General features: G+C 60.3%; 15 protein-coding genes, 1 other RNA gene and 3 pseudogenes. 8 read left to right on the top strand and 11 right to left on the bottom strand.

Annotated features, from left to right (window positions below; translation table 11 throughout):
* Positions 1-329 precede the first annotated feature (329 nt).
* A complete protein-coding gene (locus tag DV532_RS21835) occupies positions 330-1,721 on the top strand; it encodes an amino acid permease (RefSeq protein WP_056795013.1) in 1,392 nt (463 codons plus the stop codon).
* 106 nt (positions 1,722-1,827) lie between these two features.
* On the opposite strand, the gene DV532_RS21830 is transcribed toward DV532_RS21835, so the two are convergent.
* Positions 1,828-2,691, bottom strand: coding sequence for a LysR family transcriptional regulator (locus DV532_RS21830; protein ID WP_056795016.1), 864 nt, complete (start codon positions 2,689-2,691; stop codon positions 1,828-1,830).
* Positions 2,692-2,944: 253 nt separating this feature from the next.
* Here DV532_RS21830 and DV532_RS21825 point away from each other — a divergent pair, with 253 nt between their 5' ends.
* Positions 2,945-4,477: an MFS transporter gene (locus tag DV532_RS21825; RefSeq protein WP_056796673.1), complete on the top strand. Its 1,533-nt coding sequence runs from the start codon at positions 2,945-2,947 to the stop codon at positions 4,475-4,477.
* Between the two features lie 30 nt (positions 4,478-4,507).
* Here DV532_RS21825 and DV532_RS21820 read toward each other — a convergent pair whose 3' ends face one another.
* Positions 4,508-5,410: a LysR substrate-binding domain-containing protein gene (locus DV532_RS21820; protein ID WP_056795018.1), complete on the bottom strand. Its 903-nt coding sequence runs from the start codon at positions 5,408-5,410 to the stop codon at positions 4,508-4,510.
* Between the two features lie 90 nt (positions 5,411-5,500).
* Here DV532_RS21820 and DV532_RS21815 point away from each other — a divergent pair.
* From DV532_RS21815 to DV532_RS21790, 6 genes and pseudogenes are all read left to right on the top strand, one after another.
* Positions 5,501-6,108: pseudogene (locus DV532_RS21815) on the top strand (LysE family translocator).
* Between the two features lie 784 nt (positions 6,109-6,892).
* Positions 6,893-7,471: pseudogene (locus DV532_RS21810) on the top strand (helicase-related protein); the annotation flags it as partial.
* Positions 7,472-7,723: 252 nt separating this feature from the next.
* Positions 7,724-9,700 carry a class I SAM-dependent DNA methyltransferase gene (locus DV532_RS21805; RefSeq protein ID WP_056795024.1) on the top strand — a complete coding sequence of 659 codons (1,977 nt, stop codon included), beginning with the start codon at positions 7,724-7,726 and terminating at the stop codon, positions 9,698-9,700.
* Entirely contained in the window at positions 9,697-11,157 is a 1,461-nt protein-coding gene (locus DV532_RS21800) for a restriction endonuclease subunit S (RefSeq protein WP_120715370.1), read from the top strand. Before DV532_RS21805 ends, DV532_RS21800 begins: the two co-directional genes overlap by 4 nt.
* Positions 11,157-14,357 carry a type I restriction endonuclease subunit R gene (locus DV532_RS21795; RefSeq protein ID WP_056795028.1) on the top strand — a complete coding sequence of 1,067 codons (3,201 nt, stop codon included), beginning with the start codon at positions 11,157-11,159 and terminating at the stop codon, positions 14,355-14,357. Before DV532_RS21800 ends, DV532_RS21795 begins: the two co-directional genes overlap by 1 nt.
* Positions 14,358-14,385: 28 nt before the next feature.
* Positions 14,386-15,297 carry a restriction endonuclease gene (locus DV532_RS21790; RefSeq protein ID WP_027614913.1) on the top strand — a complete coding sequence of 304 codons (912 nt, stop codon included), beginning with the start codon at positions 14,386-14,388 and terminating at the stop codon, positions 15,295-15,297.
* A gap of 66 nt (positions 15,298-15,363) precedes the next feature.
* Here DV532_RS21790 and DV532_RS21785 read toward each other — a convergent pair whose 3' ends face one another.
* The 9 genes and pseudogenes from DV532_RS21785 to lldD all read right to left on the bottom strand — a co-directional run bounded on the left by DV532_RS21785 (position 15,364) and on the right by lldD (position 25,804).
* Positions 15,364-15,630, bottom strand: a complete 267-nt coding sequence (locus DV532_RS21785; protein WP_056795032.1) for a hypothetical protein — start codon at positions 15,628-15,630, stop codon at positions 15,364-15,366.
* Positions 15,627-16,608, bottom strand: a pseudogene (locus DV532_RS21780) (integrase domain-containing protein). The gene DV532_RS21785 and the pseudogene DV532_RS21780 overlap by 4 nt, the downstream one beginning before the upstream one ends.
* Positions 16,586-16,945 carry a hypothetical protein gene (locus DV532_RS21775; RefSeq protein ID WP_082476738.1) on the bottom strand — a complete coding sequence of 120 codons (360 nt, stop codon included), beginning with the start codon at positions 16,943-16,945 and terminating at the stop codon, positions 16,586-16,588. The pseudogene DV532_RS21780 and the gene DV532_RS21775 overlap by 23 nt, the downstream one beginning before the upstream one ends.
* Positions 16,929-18,326, bottom strand: a complete 1,398-nt coding sequence (locus DV532_RS21770; protein ID WP_056795038.1) for a YfjI family protein — start codon at positions 18,324-18,326, stop codon at positions 16,929-16,931. Before DV532_RS21770 ends, DV532_RS21775 begins: the two co-directional genes overlap by 17 nt.
* Positions 18,327-19,289: 963 nt before the next feature.
* The gene (locus DV532_RS21760) at positions 19,290-20,546 is read right to left on the bottom strand and encodes an integrase domain-containing protein (protein WP_056795039.1); all 1,257 of its coding nucleotides are present in this window, start codon (positions 20,544-20,546) and stop codon (positions 19,290-19,292) included.
* Positions 20,547-20,734: 188 nt separating this feature from the next.
* Positions 20,735-21,133, bottom strand: a transfer-messenger RNA (tmRNA) gene (ssrA, locus tag DV532_RS21755).
* A 99-nt stretch (positions 21,134-21,232) separates the two neighbouring features.
* The gene (locus DV532_RS21750) at positions 21,233-21,523 is read right to left on the bottom strand and encodes a hypothetical protein (protein WP_056795044.1); all 291 of its coding nucleotides are present in this window, start codon (positions 21,521-21,523) and stop codon (positions 21,233-21,235) included.
* A gap of 249 nt (positions 21,524-21,772) precedes the next feature.
* Positions 21,773-24,583 carry an FAD-binding and (Fe-S)-binding domain-containing protein gene (locus tag DV532_RS21745; RefSeq protein ID WP_056795047.1) on the bottom strand — a complete coding sequence of 937 codons (2,811 nt, stop codon included), beginning with the start codon at positions 24,581-24,583 and terminating at the stop codon, positions 21,773-21,775.
* Between the two features lie 75 nt (positions 24,584-24,658).
* Positions 24,659-25,804, bottom strand: a complete 1,146-nt coding sequence (gene lldD / locus DV532_RS21740) for an FMN-dependent L-lactate dehydrogenase LldD (RefSeq protein ID WP_056795050.1) — start codon at positions 25,802-25,804, stop codon at positions 24,659-24,661.
* Positions 25,805-25,835: the final 31 nt, after the last annotated feature.

Below are 25,835 nucleotides of genomic sequence, written 5' to 3'. Positions count from 1 at the left end.
CGAAAGGGCCGTAATAGCCGCAACACATTCAAATGAAAAACAAAAGCGCCAAACGACCGGGTGACGCGAACGGGCATGCCATTCGCGACATCTGGCGCTAATCGAAATGCGCTGTCGTGATCGAACAGTTCCGGGGCGTTCTCGTGTAATTTCCCACAGCCCTGCGGGGCTTAAATGAAGCCCGACCCGCACTGGCACCTTGCTCTGTGACGCGTGCCAAATATCAACAACAGCGCGCGGTTTACATGTCGACTTATTGATTTCAAAGGAGATATTTTCGCCTACATCTGCCCGTCCATCCTTGTGTCAGCAAAAAGAGAACAACATCAATGAACACCGTGGGATCTGATGGCAACCTTGCACAAGGTTTCAAGCCACGTCATGTAACGATGCTGTCCATCGCCGGCATCATCGGCGCAGGACTTTTCGTAGGCTCTGGTCACGCCATCGCGGCGGCCGGGCCAGCAACCATAATTTCTTATTTCGTGGCCGGGACCCTGGTGGTACTGGTCATGCGCATGCTCGGCGAAATGGCCGTGGCACACCCCGACACCGGATCGTTTTCCACCTACGCCGACCAGGCCATCGGCCGTTGGGCCGGCTATACCATCGGCTGGCTGTATTGGTGGTTTTGGGTACTGGTGATCCCGATCGAAGCACTGGCCGCAGGGCATGTGCTGAACGCCTGGTTCCCGCAGGTAGACAGCTGGATCTTTGCCTTGGCCTCGGTGCTGCTACTGGCCTGCACCAACCTGTTCAGCGTCGCCAAGTACGGCGAGTTCGAGTTCTGGTTCGCCATCCTCAAGGTCACGGCCATTCTCGGCTTTATCGGCTTGGGCTTCGCCGCGCTGATGGGCTGGTTGCCTAACCGCGAGGTCAGCGGCCTGAGTGGCTTGATCGCTGAGCACGGCGGCTTTGCACCGAAGGGCTGGTCGGCAGTGGTCGGCGCGTTCATCACCGTGATGTTCAGCTTCATCGGCACCGAGGCGGTGACCATCGCCGCGTCCGAGTCCAGCGACCCGTCGCGCAACATCGCCAAGGCCACCCGTTCGGTGATCTGGCGTATCAGCACCTTCTACATCCTGTCGATCTTCGTGATCATCTCGGTGGTACCGTGGAACGACCCACAACTGGCCGTGGTGGGCTCGTACCAGCGTGCGCTGGAAATCATGAACATCCCCAACGCCGCCTTCATGGTTGACCTGGTGGTGCTGGTGGCAGTGACCAGCTGCATGAACTCGTCGATCTACATTGCCTCGCGGATGATGTACTCGCTGGCCAAGCGCGGTGACGCCCCAGCCCTCCTCAACAAAACCTCCAAGGTTGGCGTACCGCGCGCTGCGGTATTCGGCAGCACCCTGATCGGCGCCGCCATTGCCGTGCTCAACTACTTCGCGCCGAAGGGCGTGTTCGAGTTCTTGCTGGCTAGCTCTGGCGCCATCGCCTTGTTGGTGTACATGGTCATCGCCATCTCGCAGCTGCGCATGCGCCGCCGCCTGGAGCGCGAGAACACCGAGCTGAAGTTCCGCATGTGGCTGTTCCCGTACCTCACCTGGGCGGTGATCCTGTTCATTGGCGGAGCATTGGCGGTGATGATGTACACGCCTGAGCACCGCGCGGAAGTGAGTGCAACGTTGGGCCTGGCAATCGTGATTTCCTTCCTGGGGATCGTGACCACGCGGGGCCATGCGCAGCCGGTAGCGGCGCGTTCGATGGGGTGATTGAGTTCACCTGGCAGTAACGGCAAAGGGCACCAGTGGATGGCTGCCCTTTGTTTTTTTTCAGTTTCTGAAAAGGCCGCACCGCTGCTCAGACCCATGTACGCGGTCAGCCCTTCATCATCTCGATGTACCTCATGGCGGCGGGCGCTTTCTCGAAGCGCCGGTGGATCAGGCTAAGCCACGAGCTGGCTTGGCAGTCGACGATCCGCCGGTAATTCACCTGCGCCAGGCTAATGCGCTGCACCACCGATTCCGGCACCACTGCGATGCCTTGGCCGAGCGACACCAGGGTGATCACTGCGACCAGGCTACCTGGCTGCGGGCCCAGCCTGGGCACGAAACCACCCTGTGCCGCCACCTCCAGCGTGCCGGAGATTTGCTCGGGCAGGATGAAGGTTTCATTGGCCAGGCGCGAGGCCGGGATGTGTGGCACTTCATTGATCCGCGAGCTGGCGGGCAGGGCGAGGACGAAGCCTTCCTGTTGCAAGGCGATGGCTTGCAGCGGGTCGGGCAGCTCCATCGGTGAGCGCACATAGGCAAGGTCGAGCAGGCCATCGCGGACCATGCCGGGCAGCTCGGCCATGGGTAGCTCGCGAATGTTCAGGCGCACGCCGGGGCAGGTTTCGCTGTAGCGGGTGACTTGCTGCTGGAGCATGCCCGAGTACGCGGCCGAGGCCACATAGCCCAATTCGATACGCCCGCTTTCACCGCGGGCAGCACGTTGCGCGCCCAGTTGCGCGGTGTCGAACTGGCGCACGGCATGTTCGGCCTCGATCAACAGTGCCTGCCCGGCGGCCGTGAGGTTGACCTCGCGCTGATTACGCTCGAACAGGCGCACGCCCAGCTCGCGCTCCATGTCCTGAATCTGCCGGCTAAGGGTGGGTGGGGCGATGCCCAGTTGTTCGGCGGCGCGGGTAAAGTGACCGTGACGGGCGACGCAGAGGAAGTAGCGGAAATGGCGGATTTCCATGGGTGTTACCTACAGGGTAATGACGCAGGCCGCCGGGGCTAACAAGCCTAAGGGTTGGCGGCGTTATGGTGAGGCCAACACTACAAGGCTGGTGGCTTGGCGGCAAAGATTGCCGGAGGGACAGCGCCGCTTTAAGGGCTGCGCCATACGTGTAGGCGCTGGCTTGCCTGCGATGGGCGGCAAAGCAGCCCCGGCAACCTTACAGGCAAACAGCATTGCCCAAGCCAACCAGCTCCGCACCCGGAGCCCACCCATGCCCTCTGCGCGTTTCACCCTGCTTACCGCCTCCCTGGTCTGCGCCCTGATCATCCTCGACACCAACATCGTCGCGGTCAGCCTGCCCAGTATCGCCCGCGACCTGTCCGGCTCGTTCGCCGATATCGAATGGGTGGTCAGCGCTTACCTGTTGGCCTTCGCCGCCTGCCTGCTGCCCGCCGGCAGCCTGGCCGACCGCTTTGGCCGGCGGCGCATGCTGCTGCTCGGCCTTGCCCTGTTCGGCCTTGCCTCGCTGGCCTGCGGCGCCGCCCCCAGCTTGTTGTTCCTCGACCTGGCCAGGGCCGCCAAGGGTGTGGGCGCAGCACTGCTGCTGACCTCAGCCCTGGCGGCGATCGGCAACCGCTTCCACCAGCCGCAAGAGCGCCTGCGCGCCTGGGCTTTCTGGGGCGCCTGCATGGGCGCCACCATTACCTTTGCGCCGCTGTTGGGCGGGCTAATCGCCAGCACCCTGGGCTGGCGCTGGATCTTCTACATCAACCTACCGTTGGTGGCACTGCTGGCGGTAATGGTGATGCGCAGTGTCGAAGAGTCGCGCGACAGCGCCGCTGCCAGGCTCGACCCATGGGGCAGCCTGACCTTCGCCGGCAGCCTGGGCTACCTGATCTGGGCGATGATCGACGCCAACCAGGTGGGCTGGGGCAGTGCACAAACCCTGGGCAGGCTGGTGATCAGCGCCTTCCTGTTCGGCCTGTTCGTCATGGTCGAACGCAGCCAGGCACGGCCGATGATCGACCTGCGGCTGATGCGCAGCGGGCGTTTTGTCGGCGCCTTGCTGGGCATGTTCGCCTACGCCGCCTGCGCCCAAGTGATGATGACCCTGCTGCCGCTGTACCTGCAAAACGGCCTGCAGCTGTCGGCCCTGGCCGCCGGCGCCGGCATGCTGCCGTTTGCCGTGGCCATGCTGCTGACGCCCCGCCTGGGCATGCGCCTGGCCGCGCACTTGAGCCCGGCACAGCTGTTTGCGCTGGGCCTGGTGCTGGTGGGCGCGGGCAACCTGCTGTGTGCCTGGGCGACAGGCTATGGCGGCTTTAGCGCATTCGCCTTGGCCAGCCTGGTGTTGGGCGCTGGCGCCGGGTTGCTGAATGGCGACACGCAGAAAAACATCATGGCCTGCGTGCCGCGTGAACGTACCGGCATGGCCTCGGGGCTGAGCACCACCACCCGCTTTGGGGCGATTGTGCTGGCTATTGGTGTGTTGGGTGGCGTGCTGGCCGCCCGCAGCGGGCAACTACTTTACGAAGCCATGGCCAGCGTGGCGCCCGGGCAATTGCACCAAGTTACTGCGATGGCCACGCGGGTTGCTGCGGGTGACCTGCACACGGCGCTGGCCTTGCTGGAGCCCGGCTTGCGTGAGGCGGTGGCGCCGTTGGCGCGGCAGGCCTTTATCGGCGGGTTTCAAGCCGTGTTGCAAACCGCAGGCATTGCCGCGTTGATGTTCGCCATTATCGTCGGGGCGCTACTGGCGCGCCCCCCGCTCAACGTTGAAACAGGCGCCGAGCAAGCTACGTAATGCGGCTAACCGCTGTGCGCCTGGGGGCAATCATGAAGCGGGTGGCAAAGCGTCTTCTTCGCACTGTTGGAACAGCCAGTTTATGAAGGTGCGGGTCTGCTCCGTGGCGTCGTGGCGCAAGCCAAAGTAATAGCGCGTCAACGGCACGCGCAGGGCCGGCAGTGGGCAAGTAAGACGCCCGCTGGCCAGGTCCGTTCCCAGCAGCGAGGCCGGGCACAAGGCCACGCCCAGGCCATCGACGGCCGCTTGCAGCACCAAGTGCATGTGGTCGAACGTCAGCACAGCCTGACGGCCTGGCTTGCGCAGGCCCGCCAGCCGGTTCCACTGCAGCCAATCGTCAGGCCGCGTTTTGCCTGCCAGTAACGTATGTGCCAGCAGGTCTGCCGGGGTAGTGATGGGCAACGCCTGCAGCAATGCCGGCGCAGCCACCAATCGAAGGTGATCTTCCATCAACGGGTGTGGCTGCACCGTAGCTGACCAGTCGCTATTGCCGCGCCGAATGATGACGTCGAACGCCTCCCGCGCAGCATTCGGCGCCAGGGTGCTGGTGAGCACTTCGGGGTGGATGCCCGGATGCTGTTGCATGAAACCCGGCAGCCGAGGGATCAGCCAGCGCACCGCGAACGATGGGCGAACGTTGATGGTGACCTTGGCGGGAGAGCCCTTTTGCGTCAGTGCGTTGGCAGCGTTGGCGATTTGCGCCAGGGCCTGGCTGACCTGTTCGTAAAACGCCTGGCCGGCCGGGGTGAGCACCGACTGCCGCGTGCGCCGCTCGAACAGCGCCACGCCCAGCCGCCCTTCGAGCAGCTTGATATGGCGGCTGATGGCACTGTGGCTTACGTGCAGCTCTTCGGCAGCACGGCTGAAACTTTGGTGACGCGCGGCGGCGGCGAAGGCACGCACGGCGTTCAGAGGTGGGAGCTGAGTGAGCATGTGTCTAATTTAGTCACATCAGCGGTGCAATTAAAGCGTTTGTCGCGGCGGGTGCCGCTCGCCAATCATGCGTGGCCAGGGGATTGAGTGATGACGGGTTATGGGTTGTTCTTGTTGATGGCGACACTGACGGTAATGAGCCCTGGGCCTGGGGTGCTGCTGACGCTTTCCTTTGCGCTGCGCCACGGCTGGGTGGGGGCATTGCCTGGCATTTTCGGCATTGTGCTGGGCGCGTTTGTTGTGGCGGGGCTGGCGGCGAGTGGTGTTGGGTTGGTTATGGCAACTTCGGCTGTGGCGTTTAGCGTGCTCAAGTATGCGGGGGCGGGGTACCTGTTGTACCTGGGTGTGCGTATGTGGCGTAGCCAAGGGTTGGTGCCGCAAGAGGCGCCAGCTTCACCGCCTTGGCGGCGCTTTGTTGAGGCGTTGTCGGTGCAGTTGCTGAACCCTAAGGCGGTGTTCTTTTTTTTGGCGGTGTTTCCGCAGTTCATTCAGCCGCAGGTGGGGTTTGCTGGGCAGTTTTTGGTGTTGGTGGCGTCGTATGGCGGCATTGTAATGGTGGTGCATGGGGGGGTATGCATTGCTGGCTAATGGGGCGCGGGGCTGGATGGCGAGTGAGCGGGGAGGGCGGGTTGTTGGGAGGTTGTCGGGGGGGGATGCTTATTGGCTTTGGGGTGGTGATGGGGGCTGGTGGTGGGTAAATGGTGCGTGTAAAGAAGGGCCTGTTTAAGGTGTTATTTGATCTGGCAGTGCCGGGGTAAGTTGAATCGACTGATTAATATATTGATTAATAGGCTTAATTTCGGTTTGCATTTTAGCCTGGAATACCAACTGGAATACTGAGAAACCTATTCCTAGCTTGCCAACAAACAACAGTGACGACTGTAAGTAGACCTGCGCCCAAATCGCGGTCGACCTGGTCGAAGCGTCAGCCTGCTTCGACTGACCTGCGCGAGCTCCTGATCCGATCGTCGGCCCGGCTCGACACCGACGCGGCGCATCGAACTGAAGGCATAGCCCGCCATCAGCTTGCACTGCACTTGCCTGAGGTTTTTCACCCCGATCAGATGTACCTAGAGGGCTGCTCTCAAGCTAAGCGGGTAGATGGGAAATCGCTTCGCTTCAGGATGCCGAATATAGGGGTTGAGCTTTCAGCTTTACGACAGTTAAGGCTCAAGCTAAGGTGCTGGCATAAGGACATTATCTCCCACCATTTGTCCACGGAAGGTTCTAGGGAGCACGTGGTGCGCCCGCCCATTCCGAGTTTGTGGCACCCCGAAGCGCGCGCTTGGCAAGGTGCTGTCATTGATCCAACTGGATTGGTCTTTGACGCATCAGTGTTGATACCCCGCTGGGGACCGAGTTCTATAAGCACCTACCGGGTATCTTGACCGGTATCGGGATCGTCGGAACCTTCTTCGGCCTGATGCTAGGTCTTCAGCACTTCGACCCGAGCACGCCTGAACAGGTTAACGCCAGCGTCGATACAGCGTTCAGCCAGACACGAGGTTGCGCGACACCTCGCCGAAGCTTCAGTGGCTGATGCAGACGCTCGAGTCGATCAAAAGGGCCGGCAACGGCGACAAGGTCATCCTCTTTACCGAGTTGCGAGATATTCAGCGGGAATTGCAGCACGCAATTCAGCAGCATTTCGGCTTTCGGGCGACGGTCATCAATGGCGATACCAGTACCAGCAGTCAGAGCTCTAATAGCCGGCAGAGGCTGATCGATCAATTCCAGGAGCTGCCAGGTTTCGCCGTCATCATCCTGTCCACTATCGCCGTCGGATTCGGGGTGAACGTGCAGGCCGCCAACCACGTCATTCACTTCACGCGCTGCTGGAACCCGGCCAAGGAAGATCAGGCGACCGATCGGGCCTATCGGATCGGGCAGCAGAAGGATGTGTATGTGTACTACCCGACGGTTCGGGATGCGACGATGCCGACGTTTGAAGCGACGCTGAACGAGCTGCTGAGTAAGCGGCGAGCGTTGGCGCGAGATATGTTGAGTGGGACCTCGGAGCTGCAGGCTTCTGATTTTGAGGCCGTGCTGAACACGCATTGATATGTCAATTATGGGTACAGGTGCGCTCATCTCCAAGCGTGCCAATCCGCAAGAACCTGCGAGCTAGGGCGGGTGCGTCAGTGGTAACTGAGTGGATTATTTACCTGTTCGCACGTCAAGTGTTGGCACTGGACGTTCTGAGGCTTAATGTGCGCGGCATCCAGGCCGCCCATGAGCCCTCGGGCTGTGACATTCAGTCGGCTCGAAAGGTTAAACTCACCCTTTTGCCTGTGTATTCCAAGGAATTATTGAGTGAACACGGAAAATCATTCCCAGACGGCCGCCTTTCTCTGGTCGATTGCCGACCTACTGCGTGGTGATTTCAAGCAGTCCCAGTACGGCCGCATCATCCTGCCATTCACCCTGCTGCGGCGTATGGAGTGTGTGCTGGCGCCGACCAAGGATGCCGTGATTTACGAGTCCTACGCTCAGGAAGGCCGCCCGGACACCGTACGTGAAATGTACATGCTGCGCGCCGCTGGCCAGCAGTTCTTCAACTCCTCATCGTTGACCCTCGGCACCCTGTCCGACACCCAGACTGCCGCCGACCTGATGAGCTACGTGCAGGCGTTCAGCAAGGATGCCCGCGAGATCTTCGAGCACTTCCACTTCGAAGATTTCGTTCAGCAGTTGGAAACCGCCAACCTGCTGTACCAGGTGGCGCAGCGTTTCGCGGCAACCGATCTGAGCCCCGAGTTCATCAGCAACTTTGGCATGGGCATCATCTTTGAAGAGCTGATTCGCAAATTCGCGGAAAGCTCAAATGAAACCGCTGGGGAGCACTTCACCCCGCGCGATATCGTGCACCTCACCACCTCGCTGGTGATCACCGATCAGGACCACAAGCTCGCGCCCAACAGCATCGTCACCATTTATGACCCAACCGCCGGCACCGGCGGCTTTCTGTCGGAGGGGGATGAGTACATCCAGTCCATCAGCGAGAAGGTCAGCGTGTCGCTGCACGGCCAGGAGCTCAATCCCGAGTCCTACGCTATCTGCAAGGCTGACATGCTGATCAAGGGCCAGGACGTGGCCAGCATCAAGCTCGGCAACACCCTGTCCAACGACCAGTTGGCCGACAAACGCTTCGACTTTATGCTCAGCAACCCGCCGTTCGGCGTGGAATGGAAGAAGGTGCAAAAGCAGATCACCGACGAGCACAACCATAAAGGCTTCGACGGCCGCTTTGGCCCGGGCCTGCCGCGCGTGTCCGACGGTTCGCTGCTGTTCCTCCTGCACCTGGTAAGCAAGATGCGTGACCCGCGCGACGGTGGCTCGCGCATCGGCATCATCCTCAACGGCTCGCCGCTGTTTACCGGCGGCGCGGGTTCGGGTGAGTCGGAGATACGCCGCTACCTGCTGCAGAACGATCTGGTCGAAGCCATCGTCGCGTTGCCTACCGACATGTTCTACAACACCGGCATCGCCACCTATGTGTGGATACTCAGCAACCACAAGACCGCTGCTCGCCAGGGCAAGGTGCAGTTGATCGACGGCAGCCAGCACTACGCCAAAATGCGCAAGTCGCTGGGCAGCAAGCGCCAGTACATCACCGAGGATCAAATCAGCGAGCTGGTACGCCTGTATGGCAGCTTTGAGCAAACCGCGCAGAGCAAAATTTTCCCAATTGACGCCTTCGGCTACCGCCGTATCACTGTTGAGCGCCCCCTGCGCCTCAACTTCCAAACCAGCGCTGAGCGCATTGCTAAGGTGCTGGAAGAAAAAGCCCTGCAAAAACTTGATAGCGCCTCTCAGCAGCACCTGCTGGCCGCCCTGCAAACGATAGATGCCAGCGTGATGCACCGCAACCGCGAGCAGTTCAGCAAACTGCTGAAAAAAGCCTTCATCACGCACAGCATTAGCCTCAGCACACCGGAGCTAAAAGCCCTGATGAGCGCCCTGAGTGAGCGCGACTCCGAAGCGGATATCTGCATGGCCAAGGGCCAGCCAGAAGCAGACGCCGGCCTGCGCGACAACGAGAACGTGCCGCTGGGTGAGTCGGTGTTCGACTACTTCGAACGCGAAGTGAAACCCCATGTGCCGGATGCCTGGATCGACGAGACCAAGCGGGATGAGCAGGATGGCGAAGTCGGAATCGTCGGCTTTGAGATCCCCTTCAACCGCCACTTCTACGTGTTCCAACCGCCGCGCCCGCTGGATGAGATCGACCGTGACTTGAAAGCCTGCACAGACCGTATCAAGCAGATGATTGAGGGGCTGTCGGCATGACAAATTTGTCGGTAGCAAATTTGAAAAACGACGCAGCCGTAGGCCCACAGAGCGAGGGCAAGGAACGCCCTTGCACGTTTCCAGCGTATCCGGCTTACAAGGATTCGGGAGTGGAATGGCTAGGCGAGGTACCTCAGCATTGGCCAGTTTACTCACTAAAACGTACCGTGGATGGGTGCATAAACGGCTTATGGGGCAATGAACCTGATGGCGAGAATGATATTGCAGTCATCCGAGTTGCCGACTTTGAACGATCTTTTTCGACTGTTGGATTAGACAAGCTGACCTACCGAAGCATCACGCCTAAAGAGAGACAGTCCAGACTGATTAAGTCAGGTGATTTGCTGATCGAGAAGTCTGGGGGCGGGGAGAAAACGCTGGTTGGCTGTGTCGTTTTGTTCACACATGAATTTGAAGCCGTTACTTCCAACTTCGTAGCGAGAATGCGACCGCTCGCGGAGTTTGATAGCCAGTTCCTTTGTTATGCCTTCGGTAATCTTTACGACGGCCGGGTTAACTATCCATCGGTGAAGCAGGTTACTGGTATCCAGAATCTCGATGCTGAGTCCTACTTGCAGGAGCGGTTTTGCTTTCCTGTTCGAGTCGAACAAACCCAAATTGCCCGCTTTCTTGACCACGAAACCGCCCGCATTGACGCATTGATCGAAGAGCAACAACGATTGATCGAACTGCTCAAGGAAAAGCGCCAGGCCCTGATCTCTCACGCCGTTACCAAAGGCCTCGATCCCACAGTACCGATGAAGGACTCTGGCGTGGAATGGCTAGGCGAGGTGCCGGCGCATTGGGAGGTCGGCGGTCTGACACGTTTTATTGGCCCAGTTGTGGATTACCGCGGAAGAACACCTACAAAAGTGGACAACGGTATTTTTCTAGTCACGGCTAGAAATATTCGGAATGGTCGGATCGACTATGAGGCATCCGAAGAATATGCTGACCCTGAGTCTGCGGAATCATTACTTGCTAGAGGGCGGCCCGAGATAGGAGACTTGTTGTTCACTATGGAGGCTCCTCTTGGTCAAGTTGCGTTGATTGATCGAACGGACATCGCACTTGCTCAGCGAATTGTTAAGTTCAGAGGCGAAGCGAATGTGATGCGGAACCATTACCTGATGTTTTGGTTTATGAGCACAAATTGCCAGGCTCGACTTGAAACTCTGGCAACAGGCTCCACAGCCCTAGGCATCAAATCTAGTAAATTGGGAATGATTGAGTGCCTTGCTCCATCAATCAAGGAGCAGGATGAAATTGTCTCGCATATCCAGCGAGAGTCAGAAAAGAATGATGCTCTCATTTATGAAGCGGAGAATGTCATAGGTCTCCTTCAAGAACGCCGCTCCGCCCTTATTTCCGCCGCCGTCACAGGTAAAATCGACGTGCGCGGCTGGCAGCCACCGGCCAGCGCGCCATCCCCCGAATCAGTACAAGAGGCCGTGTAATGGCGGACAGCAAGGAAGCGCAATTTCAGCAAGACATCATCGACGCCCTGGCCGCCCAAGGTTGGCTGGTCGGCACCGCCAGCGGCTATGACCGGCGCACGGCACTGTATACCGAAGATGTGCTGGGTTACTTCAAGGAGGCTTGGCCGGAACGTTGGGAAAAGTTCGCTAAGGCCAATCCGGCTGACCCGGACGCTGTACTGGTGCAAAAGCTGGTGCGTGAGCTGGAGCAGAGCGGCACGCTGGATGTGCTGCGCCATGGCTTTAAACTGCCGGCGGTGAAGGTGGAACTGTGCAGCTTCCAGCCCGACCACGGCATGAACCCGGACACCCTCAAGCGCTACCAGTGCAACCGCCTACGCGTGGTGCCGGAGGTGCCCTATTCGCCGCATGCGCGCGAGGCTGGTAGCAATGGGCAGAGCTACAACCCACGGCTGGATCTGGTGTTGTTCGTCAATGGCATCCCCACCGCCACGCTGGAGCTGAAAAGCGAGTTCAAACAATCGGTGGAAAACGCCAAGCGCCAGTACCGCTACGACCGCCCGGTTAAAGACCCGCTCACACGCAAGCCCGAGCCATTGCTGACCTTTAAGCGCGGCGCGCTTGTGCACTTTGCTGTGGGCCAACACGAAGTGGCGATGACCACCAAGCTGGCAGGTAAAGACACCTTCTTTCTGCCGTTTAACCTCGGCAGCGTGGAAGGCGGTGCAGGCAACCCGATGCCGGAAGATGACAGCCAATACGCCACCAGTTACCTATGGAAACGCCTCATGCAGCCGGATGCCTGGCTCAAGGTTTTGGGGCGCTTTCTGCACCTAGACAGGAAAACCAGCGAAAGCTTTGACGGTACGCCGGTGACCAAGGAAACGATGATCTTCCCACGCTACCACCAGTGGGAAGTGGTCAATGCGCTAATCAACACCACCCGTGCCGAGGGGCCAGGTAAGCGCTACCTTATCCAGCACAGCGCCGGCTCGGGCAAGTCCAACTCCATCGCCTGGACCGCCCATCAACTCGCCTCGTTGTACGATGATGCCGGCCAGCGCCTGTTCAACTCGGTGATCGTTGTAACCGACCGCACGGTGCTGGACAGCCAGTTGCAGAACACCATCTACCAGTTCGAGCACGCCCAGGGTGTGGTCAAACCGATCAGCCGCGATGTCGGTAACCAGAGCAAATCCGAACAACTGGCCGAGGCGCTGGCTGAGCAGACCCGCATCATCATCGTCACCATCCAGACCTTCCCGGCGCTGTTCGATGCGCTGGACAAGTACCCCAAGCTGGCCAGCGGGCGCTATGCGGTGATCGCCGACGAGGCGCACTCCTCGCAAACCGGCTCATCGGCTAGCAAGCTGAAGCAGATACTTGGCAGCGATGTTATGGATGGCGAAGAAGTGACCGCCGAAGAGCTGTTGGACGCCGCCGTGCAGGCGCGCCAACCAAATGAGCGCATCAGCTACTACGCCTTTACCGCCACGCCCAAGGCCAAGACTCTGGAGCTGTTCGGTCGCCCGGCCGACCCAACCCTGCCGGTTAGTGCCAGCAACAAGCCGGAGGCGTTTCACCTGTACTCCATGCGCCAGGCCATCGAGGAAGGTTTTATCCTCGACGTGCTGCGCAACTACACCACCTACAGCACCGCCTGGAAGATCGCTCACCCGGACGGCGAAGACGACGAGGTGGACAGCAAACAGGCGCGCATCAAACTGGCCCGTTGGGTGCGTTTGCACCCGTACAACATTAGCCAGAAGGTCGAGGTGATCGTCGAGCACTTCCGCGCCAATATCCGTGGTCTGCTGAATGGCCAGGCCAAGGCTATGGTGGTGACCAGCAGCCGTCAGGAAGCAGTGCGCTACCAGTTAGCCGTCAAAGCCTATGTGCAGCAGATGGGGTACCGCGATGTCCACCCGCTGGTGGCGTTCTCCGGCAGCGTGTTGCCGGATGAGGTGATCCCCGAAGAGGTGACGGAAAGCAGCAGCCTGCTCAACGCCGGCCTGAATGGCCGTGACCTGGCGGACGCCTTCGATACCCAGGACTTCAATGTGATGATCGCGGCCAACAAGTACCAGACCGGCTTCGATCAACCCAAGCTCTGCGCCATGTACGTGGACAAGAAGCTGCAAGGCGTGGACTGCGTGCAGACCCTGTCGCGACTGAACCGCACCTTCGGGGATAGCAAGGAAACCTTCATCCTCGACTTCTTCAACGAGCCGCAGGATATTCTCGACGCCTTCTTGCCGTACTACACCAAGGCCGAGCTGACCGATGTGACCGACCCGCAGATCATCTATGACCTGCAGAAGAAGTTGGATGCAGAGGGGATCTATCACTGGCAGGAGGTCGAGGCGTTCGCCATGGCCTTCTTCGACCCCAAGGCGGCGGCCAGCAAGCTCAGCTACTATTGCACACCGGCCAAGGAGCGCTTTGCCAAGCGCTACGCCTTCTCGGTGGAGTCGCGCCAGCAGGCGCTGAACTTCAAACGCATGGCCGAGGCTAACGGCGACAGTAGCGGCCTGAAAAAAGCCGAGCACGCGCTGAAAGAGGCCGGCGAGCAAATCGATCAACTCGACCTGTTCCGTAAAAACCTGCAGAGCTTTGTGCGCCTGTACGAGTTCCTCTCGCAGATTGTGCCCTACGAGGACCGTGAACTGGAGCAGCTCTGCGTGTACGCCAAACACCTGCACCCGCTGTTGCGCGTGGATCGACTACAACAAGACGACGTGGATGTAGGCGAGTTGCAACTGAGCCACTACCGTCTGAGCAAGCGCGCCGAGCATCAGCTGCGCCTGAACGAGGAAACCGGCGAATACACCCTCAAACCTAGTAGTGATGTGGGCAGCGGCAAGCCCCATGATCCGGAGAAGAAGCGCTTATCGGAAATCATCGAGGCGCTGAACGATATCTTCGGAGCCGAGGTGAGTGAAGACGACCAACTGCAGTTCCTTACCGGCATCGCCCAGCGCATCAGCCGCCAGGAAGATGTGATGGCCCAGGTGAACAACCACTCGGTGGATCAAGTGATGCACGGCCTGTTCCCCAAACGCGTGTTGGACACCGTGCTGGACGCCATGACCGACCACGAGAAACTCTCGCTGGAGGTGCTGGATAACGAGACGAAGAGTCGGGCGTTTGCGCTGGTGATTTTGAAGATGCTGAAGACAGCGGCTGGATTTGATCAGAGCGGCTTGCACGGTGCCTGAACACCGCGTGTAAGGATAGGATGCAACGATGGCAATTCCTGATTTTCAAAGTGTGATGCGGCCTGTGCTGGCCACTGTGCAAAATGGTATGCCGATGCCACTCAACGAGGTGCGCGAGCAGGTGGCCGAGCGGTTTCAACTTACCGAGGAGGAGCGCAAAGAGCGGCTGCCCTCTGGCCATCAGACAGTAATCAACAACCGAGTGGGCTGGGCACGTACTTACTTGAACAAAGCGGGACTGCTGTGCATTCCTACTAAGGGGATGGTGCAGATTACGCCGCGCGGCCTCACTACTTTGGCCGATGGCCCGGAGCGCATCACGGTTAGTTGGCTGAAGCAGTTCCCTGAATTCGCAGACTTCCATACCGCCAAACCGCAAGAGCTTGACGCGCCTGCCCTGCTACCTGTCGAGGTTGCTGAAACCACGCCTGACGAGCAGTTGGCAGAAGCGCATCAAGCATTGGTACAGTCACTGGCAGATGAGCTGTTAGTGCAAGTCCGGGCCGCTACCCCCAGCTTTTTTGAGCAGTTGGTGGTCGATCTCATGATCGCCATGGGCTACGGCGGATCGCGTAAGGAAGCCGGTAAGGCAACCCAGGCAACCAATGATGATGGGATTGACGGGATTATTAAAGAAGACAAGCTCGGCCTTGACGTGATTTATCTGCAGGCCAAGCGCTGGACCAACACTGTGCACCGTCCGGAAATCGACAAATTTATCGGCGCTTTGACACGCCAGCGTGCCCGCAAAGGCGTGTTTATCACCACGTCGGATTTCTCGGATGGCGCCCGTGCTGCAGCGCTGGGGCTGGATATCAAAGTGGTGCTGATCGACGGTGTCGAGCTGGCGCGACTGATGGTCGAGAACAACTTGGGTGTGAGCATTAAGCAGGTGTACGAGGTGAAGCAGTTGGACAGCGATTATTTCGCAGGGGAGTGAATTGTAACGTTTGGTCTTAACAAGACTTCGGCAGCTAATACTGACTCATATCCCTCTAATATAATGTCAGCGCCCGATGGCTCCCCTGCGCTTCAAGATCAATGCAGCAGTGAGACGATAGTGATACCTGCTGGCGTCGGAATGATCCTTCAGGTACTGGGTAAGAAACCAGCGCACATGCTTTAGCTGCCAGGTCCACGGATTATTTCGATGCCATCGCTGTTGAATGGCAGCCTGCATGATTCGGGCTTGGCGTAGGTGGCGTTGCTGGGTTGTTCTCGAGCCGGCCAGGGTGCCGCTCAGGAACAGCGTCATATCAAAAGGTTTGCTCATGATCGTCCACCAATGTAGGCCGAAACCACATCTATCCGGTTGTGCCCCAGCTCAAGGCTGATCTGTAGGCGTGCCTGATGATCAAGATCGCGGTCTGTGCGACAACCGTGGCCACCATTGATCGGAGCTGCGAGGCCTGTAAGTTGCTCGTAACGTTTGCAGGCGTATGCCGCACGCAGTTCATGGAACCCCTTTAATCCGTACTCATGCAATGTTGCGCGAGCAGGGAGCACAGTCCGCTGCATGAACACGGCGTAGGTTTCATCCCGGGCCAGTAAGTTGCGGCTGCCGGTCGGCGACGCTTCACGCGCCAACTGTAGTGCCGCCTTTACCTCCTCATTTGCGATGACCCAACGCGGAGCTGAAGCCCCTGAGCGGCCGCCTTTGGTACCGTCCTGTATATTGATGCGGCCTAAGTACTCGGCTTCCCGGTGCAAGCGTGGCAGGTCCGCCAGGATCGCTTCGCGCAGGCGCATTCCGGTAGTCCGGGCCAGCATGACAATCGCTGCTACCCGCTCATGTCGCTGTTGTGTCAGCACCTGCGCTATTCGTTGAACGTTTTGAATAGTCTTGGCCATCCGGCGCACGGGTGCGAACGATGGATCGCTGCTGTCCCAATGCTTCGCTCGGACTGACAATTCTCACGTCCAGATCACCGCGCAGCGCAGCGAGGGTGCGGTTGACGCTGCTCAGGCGGTTTTGCGCGGTGGCGACGCACAGCTCGCCTTGCTGGATCTGCTGGCGCAGGTAATCGGCGTAGTCATTTAGTGTCTGTCGATCGATCTGCCGAGCATCGTTGTAGCGAGGGCCATCCTTTGAACGGCACCAGCGCACGAAGGCTTGCCAGCGATCGCTGTGTGCTTTGACGGTGGCGAAGTGGCCGCCTGCGAACATATCCTCGAGTGCCTGCCGACCGGCATAGCTCATTTGGCGGCCGTAGCCAAAGTTGCGACCGTCACGCCGACCGACCAGCGCCATTGTCTTCACCTTGATCATTGGTTTGTAGGCGCAGCAGCAAGGCTTTCCAGTGGGGGGCGATGGTGTCCAACTGTCCCCAGTGTGCTGGGCGGATGAGGAGGGCATTTTGACTGTGTTGCAGCAAAGCCCCTTCTTCTTGCAACTGCTCGATAAGCCGAGCGAGGTCGGTTGACTCAGATGTTGGAGCGGCGACAGCGGCGACACTGGCGACAAGCCCCGCCGCATCTGGATTGGCACGTGGCGACAAAGTGGTGGCAGTTGCGGCGACACACCGTAGCTCGGTCGGCGAGCGATGTTGCGCTCGATATCGGCGCACGGCGTCATTGAGTCGGAACATGGCGCACCTCGAATATGTCCCCGTCATTGTTCAGCCAGTTATGGGCAACCAGTTGCAGCAATAACTCGAAGGTGTGCCGCGTGCTTTTACGGGCAAAGCGAGGGCCGTTGCGTGTGATGTCGCGGAGGCGAAACGGTGGCCAGTTCTTCTTTATCAACCAGCGAAGCAGGCAGTCGGCCTCTGCGCGAAGCTTATTCAGTGGCTCCTGTTCAGTCAGTCGTTGGTTCTCGGCCAGGTAGTAATCCATCAGCGTAGAGGCGCGCTGAATGTGCATTTCTTCCAAGATAGTCAATTCTTCAACCACCGCCATCACACCAGCCATGCGTAGAACGTTCGCGGCGGCTTTGCCCGCAGCAGCTTGCACGTTGACCAGCTCGCCGAATTCCCCAGACTCGCATTCAATGGTGTCGTGAATGGCAATCCATGCTTCACGGGCGCGGGGGCTTAACTCTAGGGTTACAGGGTTGAGGCCGCCGTCTTTATGGCGTGACCATGGCTTCTGCATGAGTGCGGCAATGCGCCGCTGGTACAGGTGCACCTTTGGATCTCGGGTCAGGTCGATGGCTTTGTACAGTCGTTGTCCAACCAGACGCTCTGGCCAACTGATCAGACAGCGTCCCAGGATGCCCTGGTCTTTGATATCAGCGTCCAGCAGCAAGCGTTCTGCCAGGCGGGGTTGAAGCATCAAGTGCATGCTGAGACGGCGGTCATAGGCACGCAGACTTTCCCCTGCCATCGCGCGCGACCGATCAATCGGGCTGCCGTCCCACAGCGTCGACAAGTGAGTGATCGCCTTGATCATGTTGTCCTTGCTCATGGTGCTGCCGCCCAAGAACTGGCCGCCTTCATCGCTGAACAGGCCCATGCTGGGCAAACCGTGGCACAGGCTTTTGACCAGGCCCTCAATGGTCGGCTCAGCACTGAGGAGTCTCGGTTGGACGGGTTCAGGTTGGGCGTCCAGCGCTAGCTGTGCTGACTTTTTCGAGGTCGGTGACTTCGCGGTGAGGCTCATTGCAGCTCGATGCGCCTTGAGCTGTTCGCCATAGGCGATCCACTGCTGTCTTTCCCAGTCGCGTACGGCCTGCAGCGCAATATGGTCCACCGCGCTTTTGCGATCACCCGAACAAGCCACCGTCAGTAAGTACAGCGACAACGGATAAATTCGACCGTCGAGGTGAACATTGGCGTGCGCCTGGCTCGCCAAAGCTGCCGTGGCTAGAACAGATTGCGCGGCCATGGCGCAGGGCACGCCGATCACATCGGCCATGCGTTCCACGGCAGGCCCCATTAGATCGCCCAGCGCCGCGACCGGGTAGGGCAGGGCCGTTATCTGCTGTTCCAACAAGGGGCGTGGTGGCCCTTGTACTTCGCGCAGTTGCATAGCCTTCCTCCATAAATTACCGACCTCTCCCTCACGTCATCCCGCCAAGAATGCTGAGTGTTATCAGGGATCAAGGCCCCTGCGACCTGTGAGGGTGTCCACTGACGCGGGACTGGCGGCTCCTTACGACCAGGAGCAAGGGCATCTCATGATCTGGCCTCCTGAGCACCGTTACCGGTGGGCGGGTGGAGGCTGCACTGGCTGACGAGACCAGCGCCGCGAGATCCTGAGCCGGGTGCAAGCAGCAATGCGATGACCGGGGCATGCCTGACTGTCAGTCAGGTGCAGTCCATTCCCTGGTCTGCGGCACCATCATCTGCAGCGCTGTTGCTGGTGACATCGGCGTTTGTCACGCCGATTGTCACGCGGGGAATTGCCGCAAAGCCATGTGCGATGAGGGCTGCAGCAGTGGTAGGAGCGCCCGTCTCTTTTCTGGAAAAGAGACGGGCGAACGGTTGGCGCAAGACGTTGGCCGAGCAGGTTCGTTGCTGCAGGGCTAAAGGGTTAGCGGGCAGCCGCACTAGGCGGATTGTTTAGAGGGCGTCCATCATTCTGGCGAATGACCGTGCGAGCCTCCGGGCGCGAATCGCACTTTAGGGTGAACCACCGGGTTAGCGGCATGACCTTGAAGGCTCTGGTCATCTGGGGTGCTGCCGAAGGCAGCGCTTTGAACCTTCGTTCTATCGGTCACCGCGGCACGGGTCAATTGGTGAAGGGCACATGGAAATGCGCCAGATTCCTTCTTTGGCGTGCTTTGCCAATCGGTGGCTGTCAGTGGCAAAGTGGCCGTTTGTCGCTTTTCTAGTGTTAGCACGTGAGCATGGGGATGCGAAGCCTCCCCATGCTCACGGGCTTAGCCGGAGAAGCTAAAAGCAAGGCGAGTTGGCGACTGTCGCCATCAGCTCAGACGAAAAGGATGTAGATGGCATGCGGTCTGTCGCCAGTGTCGCCGTTGTCGCCGTCCTATCGGATGGGTACTACGTTCCGATCCGTGGCCACATTCATCGCGCTGGCCGAGAGATTGCCCGTCGACGCCTTCAGAATGTACTCGCTCCACCAAGCCATCATCGGCCGTCGGCGCTCGATGTAGTCGGCTCGGTTGTAGGCGCTGCGCACCTCATCCTTATCGACGTGCGCCAACGCCACTTCGATGAGCTCCGGGTCCCACCCATGTTCATTCAAAATGGTGCTGGCCATCGAGCGCATGCCGTGGCTGACCAACCGGTCCTGGAAGCCCATACGTTTCAACGCCATGTTGGCGGTCTGGCTATTGGCATGAGTACGAGGGTTTCGGTCTGCCGGGAAGACGTATTCCCGATGACCACTGTGGGACTTCAGTATTTCCAGCAATGACATGACTTGATCGCTCAACGGGATGCTGTGCGGGCGGCGCTTCTTCATCCGCTCCGGCGGGATGGTCCAGACACGCCTTTCAAAGTCGATGTCTGCCCAGCGAGTAGTCGCTGCCTCGGCGGGGCGAGTCATGGTGTGCAACTGCCATTCGATCAAGCAGCGGGTCGTGCGCTTGATACTGGCGTTCGCTATTTCCAGCATGAGCTCAGGAAGCTCCTCGGGTGGTAGCGCCGCCATGTTTTCTTTCTTCGGCTTCTTGAACACCGCCCGAATCCCGCTGAGCGGGTTCGCGAAGATCATTCCCGAATTGACCCCGTAGGTCATGATCTCGTTGAGGCGCTGGCTAAGCCGCTTCACTGTTTCCAAGCTGCCTTTGGCTTCGATGGGCCGAAGAATCTTTATCACCATCGGTGCGCTGACTTCCGAGATCGGGGTCGATTTCATGCTCGGAAAAACGTGCAGCGTGAGTGAGCGCCAGATGTCCTCAGCATAGGCCGGCGTGACCGAGTCCTTTTTCAGCTCGAACCAGGCAGCGGCTACTTTCTCGAACGTATGTTCCGTCTCGGCTAGTTTGGCCTGCGCGAGATCATTGCGCTGAGCTTTGGGGTCGATCCCCTGCGCAAGAACTTCCCTAGCCTCAACCGCTTTCCGCCGAGCTTGCGCCAGAGAGACCTCAGGGTAGGAGCCGAGCGCCATGTTGATTCGATTTTTGGTGACCGGATGCCTGTAGTTGAAATTCCACTGCATCGAGCGGTTGACCCGGACGCGAAGCTGCAGGCCGTCGCCATCCGTGAGGACGTAGTCCTTGTCTTTGGGCTTGACCGCCTTAAGCTGGCGGTCGGAGAGGCGAGCTGTTTGAGCGCACATGGGAGAAGCTCCATGACACCTTTTGGTATTCCCAAGATTAGCCCCAGGTAAGCTGGAATACCACCGGGAATACCGGGATGGCTGGAACTCAAAAAACCGTTGTGGCCCTCAAAAGAGCAGTAAACCCTTGATTTCACTGACTTCCAGGCACAAAAAAAGACGTCCGTGGACGTCTTTGATTGATCATTTGGTGGAGCCGGGGGGATTTGAACCCCCGTCCGCCAGTACTCCGCTGTCGGTACTACATGCTTAGCCGTGTCTACTGATTTAATCCGCAGCCGCCCGACGGGCAGGGTGCTTTGGATGAGTTGTGTAAGTTTTAGTCACTTCGCCCACAACGTGCTACGCGACGATCCTGTTCTATATGACAATCAGTTCGGGTTTACAGGCATCCCCTAGTGATTGCTGGAGCCGAAGCTACCAGAAGCAACGGGTCAGATAGCCGCATTAAGCGGCCAGCTGGTACTCCGCGCCGTAGTTTTCGTCATTGGCAACTATAAAAGTTGCAACAGTGGATTTACGAGTTCTGTTACCAACTCGGCATGCACCTAGAGTTTCGTTACCGGCGTCGAATCCTAATCGGCCCCACACTAGCTCTTGGCTAACGCACCTTACGGCACGTGAGGCGGAGTATACGCCATTGTGCGGGCGACGTCGACAGCCGGTCGGGTCGCCCGCTTTGGGGCTCAGGCGCCGCCGCTGCCGGTACCGCTGCCTTTCTCGGTTTTCTCCATGCGCTCCAGCACTTTGCTGGTGATGGCAATGCACTCCTTGGTGTCGCCCGAGGCCTGCGCGGCCTTGGCTTTGTCGACGTGCTCGGTGATGGCTTTGTCCAGGCCTTCGGAGGTGGCGCCTGCGGTGGCCATGTTGTCGTCGATTTTTTGCAGGTTGGCGGTGCACAGGTCTTCGGCGGCAAACACCGGCGAAGCCAGTAGGGTGGCGGCCGCGAACAGGGCCGAAAGCGCGGTACCTTTCATGGGAGTCTCCTCTGGGGCCTCTGGAGGGTGGGCCTGTAAGGTGGACTGTGGGGGATTGGTAGGGGTTCCATTGGGATGAGGGGGGATGGCACCGGCTTTGCCGGTGTTCGCGGCTGAAGCCGCTCCTACAGGGGGAGCGTGGGCCTTTAGAACAAGATTGTCCCTGTGGAGGGGCTTGCCCGCGAACACCGGCGTAGCCGGTGCCAGGCACGGCGTTGTGTTTTTCGCGGGCGTGCCCGCCCCACAGGGTTAGAGGCTGCGGGGGCGGGTGACGCGGTCTACCAGGTAGACCAGGCCGTGGTAGTCGATACCACTGTGGCTGGACAAGCCGATTTCGCAGGTGCGACTGGTGGAGATGCCTTCGCTGCAATACTGCACGGCGTCCTTCAGGCTGCGCAGCGAGTGGGCGTTCAGCTCGGGGGTGGTGAAGCCTTTGTCACCGGCAAAGCCACAACAATGGATGCCTTCCGGGATCACCACCTGGTTGCTGCAGCGCCGCGCCAGGTCGATCAACGCTTGGCTTTCGCCCAGGTGCTGGGTGCTGCACGTCACGTGCACGGCCACCGGTTGGTCCTGGGGGGTGAACTCCAGGCGGTCGAGCAAGTGCGTGCGAATGAAGCGCACCGGGTCGTACAGGTCTAGCCGGGTGTCGCCCAGGTCTTGCACCAGGCGCAGGGTGCAGGGGCTGGTGTCGCAGTAGATCGGGTCGAGGCCGCCGCGGCTGGCGTGCAGCAGGGCGGTCAGCAGTTCCTGGCGCTTGTGCTCGGCCTGTTCGGGGTAACCCTTGGAGGCGAACGGCTGGCCGCAGCACAGGCTGTCGGCGTTATCGGGGAATACCACTTGGTAACCGGCCTTTTCCAGCAGGGCGCGGGTTTTGTCCAGCAGTGAGCTTTGCTCGCGGTCGGCATAGGCCGGGCCCATCACCCGCGACACGCAGGCGGCCAGGTACACCACGCGGGGGCGGGCGTCGTTGCTGGCGGGGCCGAAGCCCAGCGGGCGCAGGGGTTGCGGCATGGCCGGGGTCCACTGCGGCAGGCGGCCTTTGCTGGCTTTGTTCAACGAGGCGCTCAGGCGGCCCAGGCGTGGTGCGCCCAACAGTTTGCGTGCGGTGTTGGCGGCGGTCAGGGTCAGGCGGGCGCCGCCCAGGGCGGTGTGGAAGTGCTCGGCCAGCCAGTCGGCGGTTTTTTCGTGGGCGGCAGCCTGGCTGCGCAGCTTTTTCACCAGCTCGCCGGTGTTGATGCCGACCGGGCAGCGCTGGGCGCACAGGCCGGTGGCGGCGCAGGTGTCGATGCCTTGGTACTGGTAGGTGTGCATCAGTTCGCGGGTGTCGATGCCGGCGCGCTGCTTGGCCTGAATGTCACGCCACATGACGATGCGCTGGCGTGGGCTAAGGGTCAGGCCTTTGGAGGGGCACACCGGTTCGCAGAAGCCGCACTCGATGCATTTGTCGACGATGTCGTCGGCAGCGGGCAGTGGCTTGAGGCTTTTCAGGTGGATGTCTGGGTCTTCGCTCAACACCACGTCGGGGTTGAGGATGCCGTTGGGGTCGAGCAGGCGCTTGAGCTTCCACATCAGCTGGTAGGCATCCTGGCCCCACTCCAGCGCCACGAACGGCGCCATGTTGCGCCCGGTGCCGTGCTCGGCCTTGAGCGAGCCGCCGAACTCCACGGCCACCAATTGCGCGACGTCGTCCATGAAGGCCTGGTAACGGGCGACTTCTTCGGCGCTGTTGAAGCCTTGGGTGAAGACAAAGTGCAGGTTGCCTTCCAGGGCGTGGCCAAAAATGATCGCTTCGTCGTAGCGGTGTTTGTCGAACAGCTGGATCAGGCGGTTGACGCCTTCGGCCAGTTGCTCGATGGGGAAGGTCACGTCTTCGATGATCACCGTGGTGCCAGTCTGGCGCACGGCGCCGACGGCGGGGAAGGTGTCTTTGCGGATCTTCCACAGCTGGTTGTACACCGCCGGGTCTTCGCTGAAGTCCACTTGCTGTTCCAGTGGGAAGTCGGCGATCGAGGCCATCACCTGGTGCAACTGCTCGTGCAGCAGGCTTTGGCTGGCGGCGCGGGATTCGATCAGCAGGGCGCAGGCATTGTCCGACAGGCCTTTTACCCACAGCGGCATACCGGGCATGTTCTGTACCGAGCGCAGGCTGCGGCGGTCGAGCAGTTCCACGGCGGAAACCGGCTGGCGCTTGAGCACGGTCACTGCGCGGCAGCAGCTTTCGACGCTGGGGAACACCAACAGGGCGCTGGCCTTGTGCGGGTGGTCGGGCACGGTGTTGTAGGTGACCGCGCTGATGAAGCCCAGGGTGCCTTCGGAACCGACCAGCAGGTGCTGCAGGATATCCAGCGGCTGGTCGTAGTCCACCAGCGCGTTCAGCGACAGGCCGGTGGTGTTCTTCAGCCGGTACTTGTGTCGGATGCGCTCAGCCAGTGCGGTATTGGCGCGGGTTTCGCGGCCCAGCTGGGCCAGCGATTGCAGCAGGCCGGCGTGGCTTTGTTCAAACGCGGCGACGCTGGCTGGGTCTTCGCTGTCCAGGCGGCTGCCGTCGGCCAGCACCAGGCGCAGGCCGGCCAGGGTGTGGTAGGTGTTCTGTGCGGTGCCGCAGCACATGCCGCTGGCATTGTTGGCAACGATACCGCCGATTTTGCAGGCGTTGATCGAGGCCGGGTCGGGGCCGATCTTGCGCCCGAAGGGGGCCAGCCAGGCGTTGGCTTGGGCACCGATGACGCCGGGCTGCAGGCGGATCTGCTCGCCTTGGCCGCGGATTTCGCGGCCGTTCCAGTTGTCACCGAGCACGATCAGCACCGAGTCGCTGATGGCCTGGCCAGATAGGCTGGTGCCGGCAGCGCGGAAGGTGACCGGCACCCGCTCGCGCTGGGCCAGTTTGATCAGGCCGACTACTTCGTCTTCGGACTCGACGCGTACCACCAGCTTGGGGATCAGCCGGTAGAAGCTGGCGTCGGTGCCAAAGGCCAGGGTAGAGGTGGGGTCGTCGAAGCGGCGTTCGGCGGGGATCAGGCGCTCGGCATCACGCAGGAACGCGGCGGGCAGGCTCATGCAGTCTCCTCGCGGGGCTGTGGCGTCTGTGCGCCACATGCCCCGGGTCAATCAGGCGGTCGTTCTGGAAGGCGCTCAGGCGCCCAGTTCGCGTACCAGCGAGTCGCGGGTGATTTCGCTGATCGACTTGGCGCCGGTCAGCACCATGGCCACGCGCATTTCCTTCTCGAACAGCTCCAGCAGGTTTTTCACCCCGGCCTGGCCGTGCACGGCAAGGGCGTAGAGGAAGGCGCGGCCGATCAAGACGGTGTCGGCGCCCAGGGCGACCATGCGCACCACGTCGAGGCCGCTGCGGATGCCGGAGTCGGCAAGAATCTTCAGGTCACCTTTGACCGCGTCGGCAATCGCCGGCAGCGCGCGGGCGCTGGACAGCACGCCGTCGAGCTGGCGGCCGCCATGGTTGGACACGACGATGCCGTCGGCGCCAAACCGGACTGCATCGCGGGCGTCATCGGCATCGAGGATGCCCTTGATGATCATCGGGCCGTCCCAGAAGTCGCGGATCCACTCCAGGTCTTTCCAGGAGATGGACGGGTCGAAGTTGTTGGCCAGCCAGCCGATGTAGTCGGCCAGGCCGGTGGGGTTGCCACGGTAGGTAGAGATGTTGCCCAGGTCATGTGGGCGGCCCATCACCCCCACATCCCACGCCCACTCGGGGTGGGTCATGGCTTGCAGCATGCGGCGCAGTGGGCCGTTTTTGCCGCTCATGCCCGAGTGGGCGTCGCGGTAGCGGGCGCCGGGGGTTGGCATGTCGACGGTGAACACCAGGGTGGTGACCCCGGCAGCCTTGGCCCGCTCCAGGGCATTGCGCATGAAGCCGCGGTCCTTGAGCACGTACAGCTGGAACCACATCGGCCGGTTGATCGCCGGCGCCACTTCTTCGATCGGGCACACCGACACCGTGGACATGGTGAACGGAATGCCGTGGGCCGCTGCCGCGCGGGCTGCCTGCACTTCGCCACGGCGGGCGTACATGCCGGTGAGGCCGACCGGGGCCAGGGCCACCGGCATGCTCAGGGTTTCGTTGAACAGTTGGGTCTCGAGGCTGAGCTCGGACATGTTCTTCAACACCCGCTGGCGCAGGGCGATGCTGGCCAGGTCCGAGACGTTGTGGCGCAGGGTGTGCTCGGCGTAGGCACCGCCATCGGCGTAGTGGAACAGGAAGGGGGGCAGCTTGCGTTGGGCCGCGGCGCGATAGTCGGTAGAGGCAGAAATGATCATGGATTCTCGCAGCGTTGCTTGTGGGGAATGC

The sequence above is a fragment of the Pseudomonas sp. Leaf58 genome (assembly GCF_003627215.1).
In the GTDB taxonomy this organism is placed as follows: Bacteria; Pseudomonadota; Gammaproteobacteria; order Pseudomonadales; family Pseudomonadaceae; genus Aquipseudomonas.
This window is presented reverse-complemented; position numbering and strand designations above follow the sequence as displayed.

Excerpts from the sequence above, each read along its gene's own strand:
- DV532_RS21835 (WP_056795013.1), top strand. The coding sequence starts at position 330 with ATGAACACCGTGGGATCTGATGGCAACCTTGCACAAGGTTTCAAGCCA.
- DV532_RS21830 (WP_056795016.1), bottom strand. The coding sequence starts at position 2,691 with ATGGAAATCCGCCATTTCCGCTACTTCCTCTGCGTCGCCCGTCACGGT.
- DV532_RS21825 (WP_056796673.1), top strand. The coding sequence starts at position 2,945 with ATGCCCTCTGCGCGTTTCACCCTGCTTACCGCCTCCCTGGTCTGCGCC.
- DV532_RS21820 (WP_056795018.1), bottom strand. The coding sequence starts at position 5,410 with ATGCTCACTCAGCTCCCACCTCTGAACGCCGTGCGTGCCTTCGCCGCC.
- DV532_RS21800 (WP_120715370.1), top strand. The coding sequence starts at position 9,697 with ATGACAAATTTGTCGGTAGCAAATTTGAAAAACGACGCAGCCGTAGGC.
- DV532_RS21795 (WP_056795028.1), top strand. The coding sequence starts at position 11,157 with ATGGCGGACAGCAAGGAAGCGCAATTTCAGCAAGACATCATCGACGCC.
- DV532_RS21790 (WP_027614913.1), top strand. The coding sequence starts at position 14,386 with ATGGCAATTCCTGATTTTCAAAGTGTGATGCGGCCTGTGCTGGCCACT.
- DV532_RS21785 (WP_056795032.1), bottom strand. The coding sequence starts at position 15,630 with ATGAGCAAACCTTTTGATATGACGCTGTTCCTGAGCGGCACCCTGGCC.
- DV532_RS21775 (WP_082476738.1), bottom strand. The coding sequence starts at position 16,945 with ATGTTCCGACTCAATGACGCCGTGCGCCGATATCGAGCGCAACATCGC.
- DV532_RS21770 (WP_056795038.1), bottom strand. The coding sequence starts at position 18,326 with ATGCAACTGCGCGAAGTACAAGGGCCACCACGCCCCTTGTTGGAACAG.
- DV532_RS21760 (WP_056795039.1), bottom strand. The coding sequence starts at position 20,546 with ATGTGCGCTCAAACAGCTCGCCTCTCCGACCGCCAGCTTAAGGCGGTC.
- DV532_RS21750 (WP_056795044.1), bottom strand. The coding sequence starts at position 21,523 with ATGAAAGGTACCGCGCTTTCGGCCCTGTTCGCGGCCGCCACCCTACTG.
- DV532_RS21745 (WP_056795047.1), bottom strand. The coding sequence starts at position 24,583 with ATGAGCCTGCCCGCCGCGTTCCTGCGTGATGCCGAGCGCCTGATCCCC.
- lldD (WP_056795050.1), bottom strand. The coding sequence starts at position 25,804 with ATGATCATTTCTGCCTCTACCGACTATCGCGCCGCGGCCCAACGCAAG.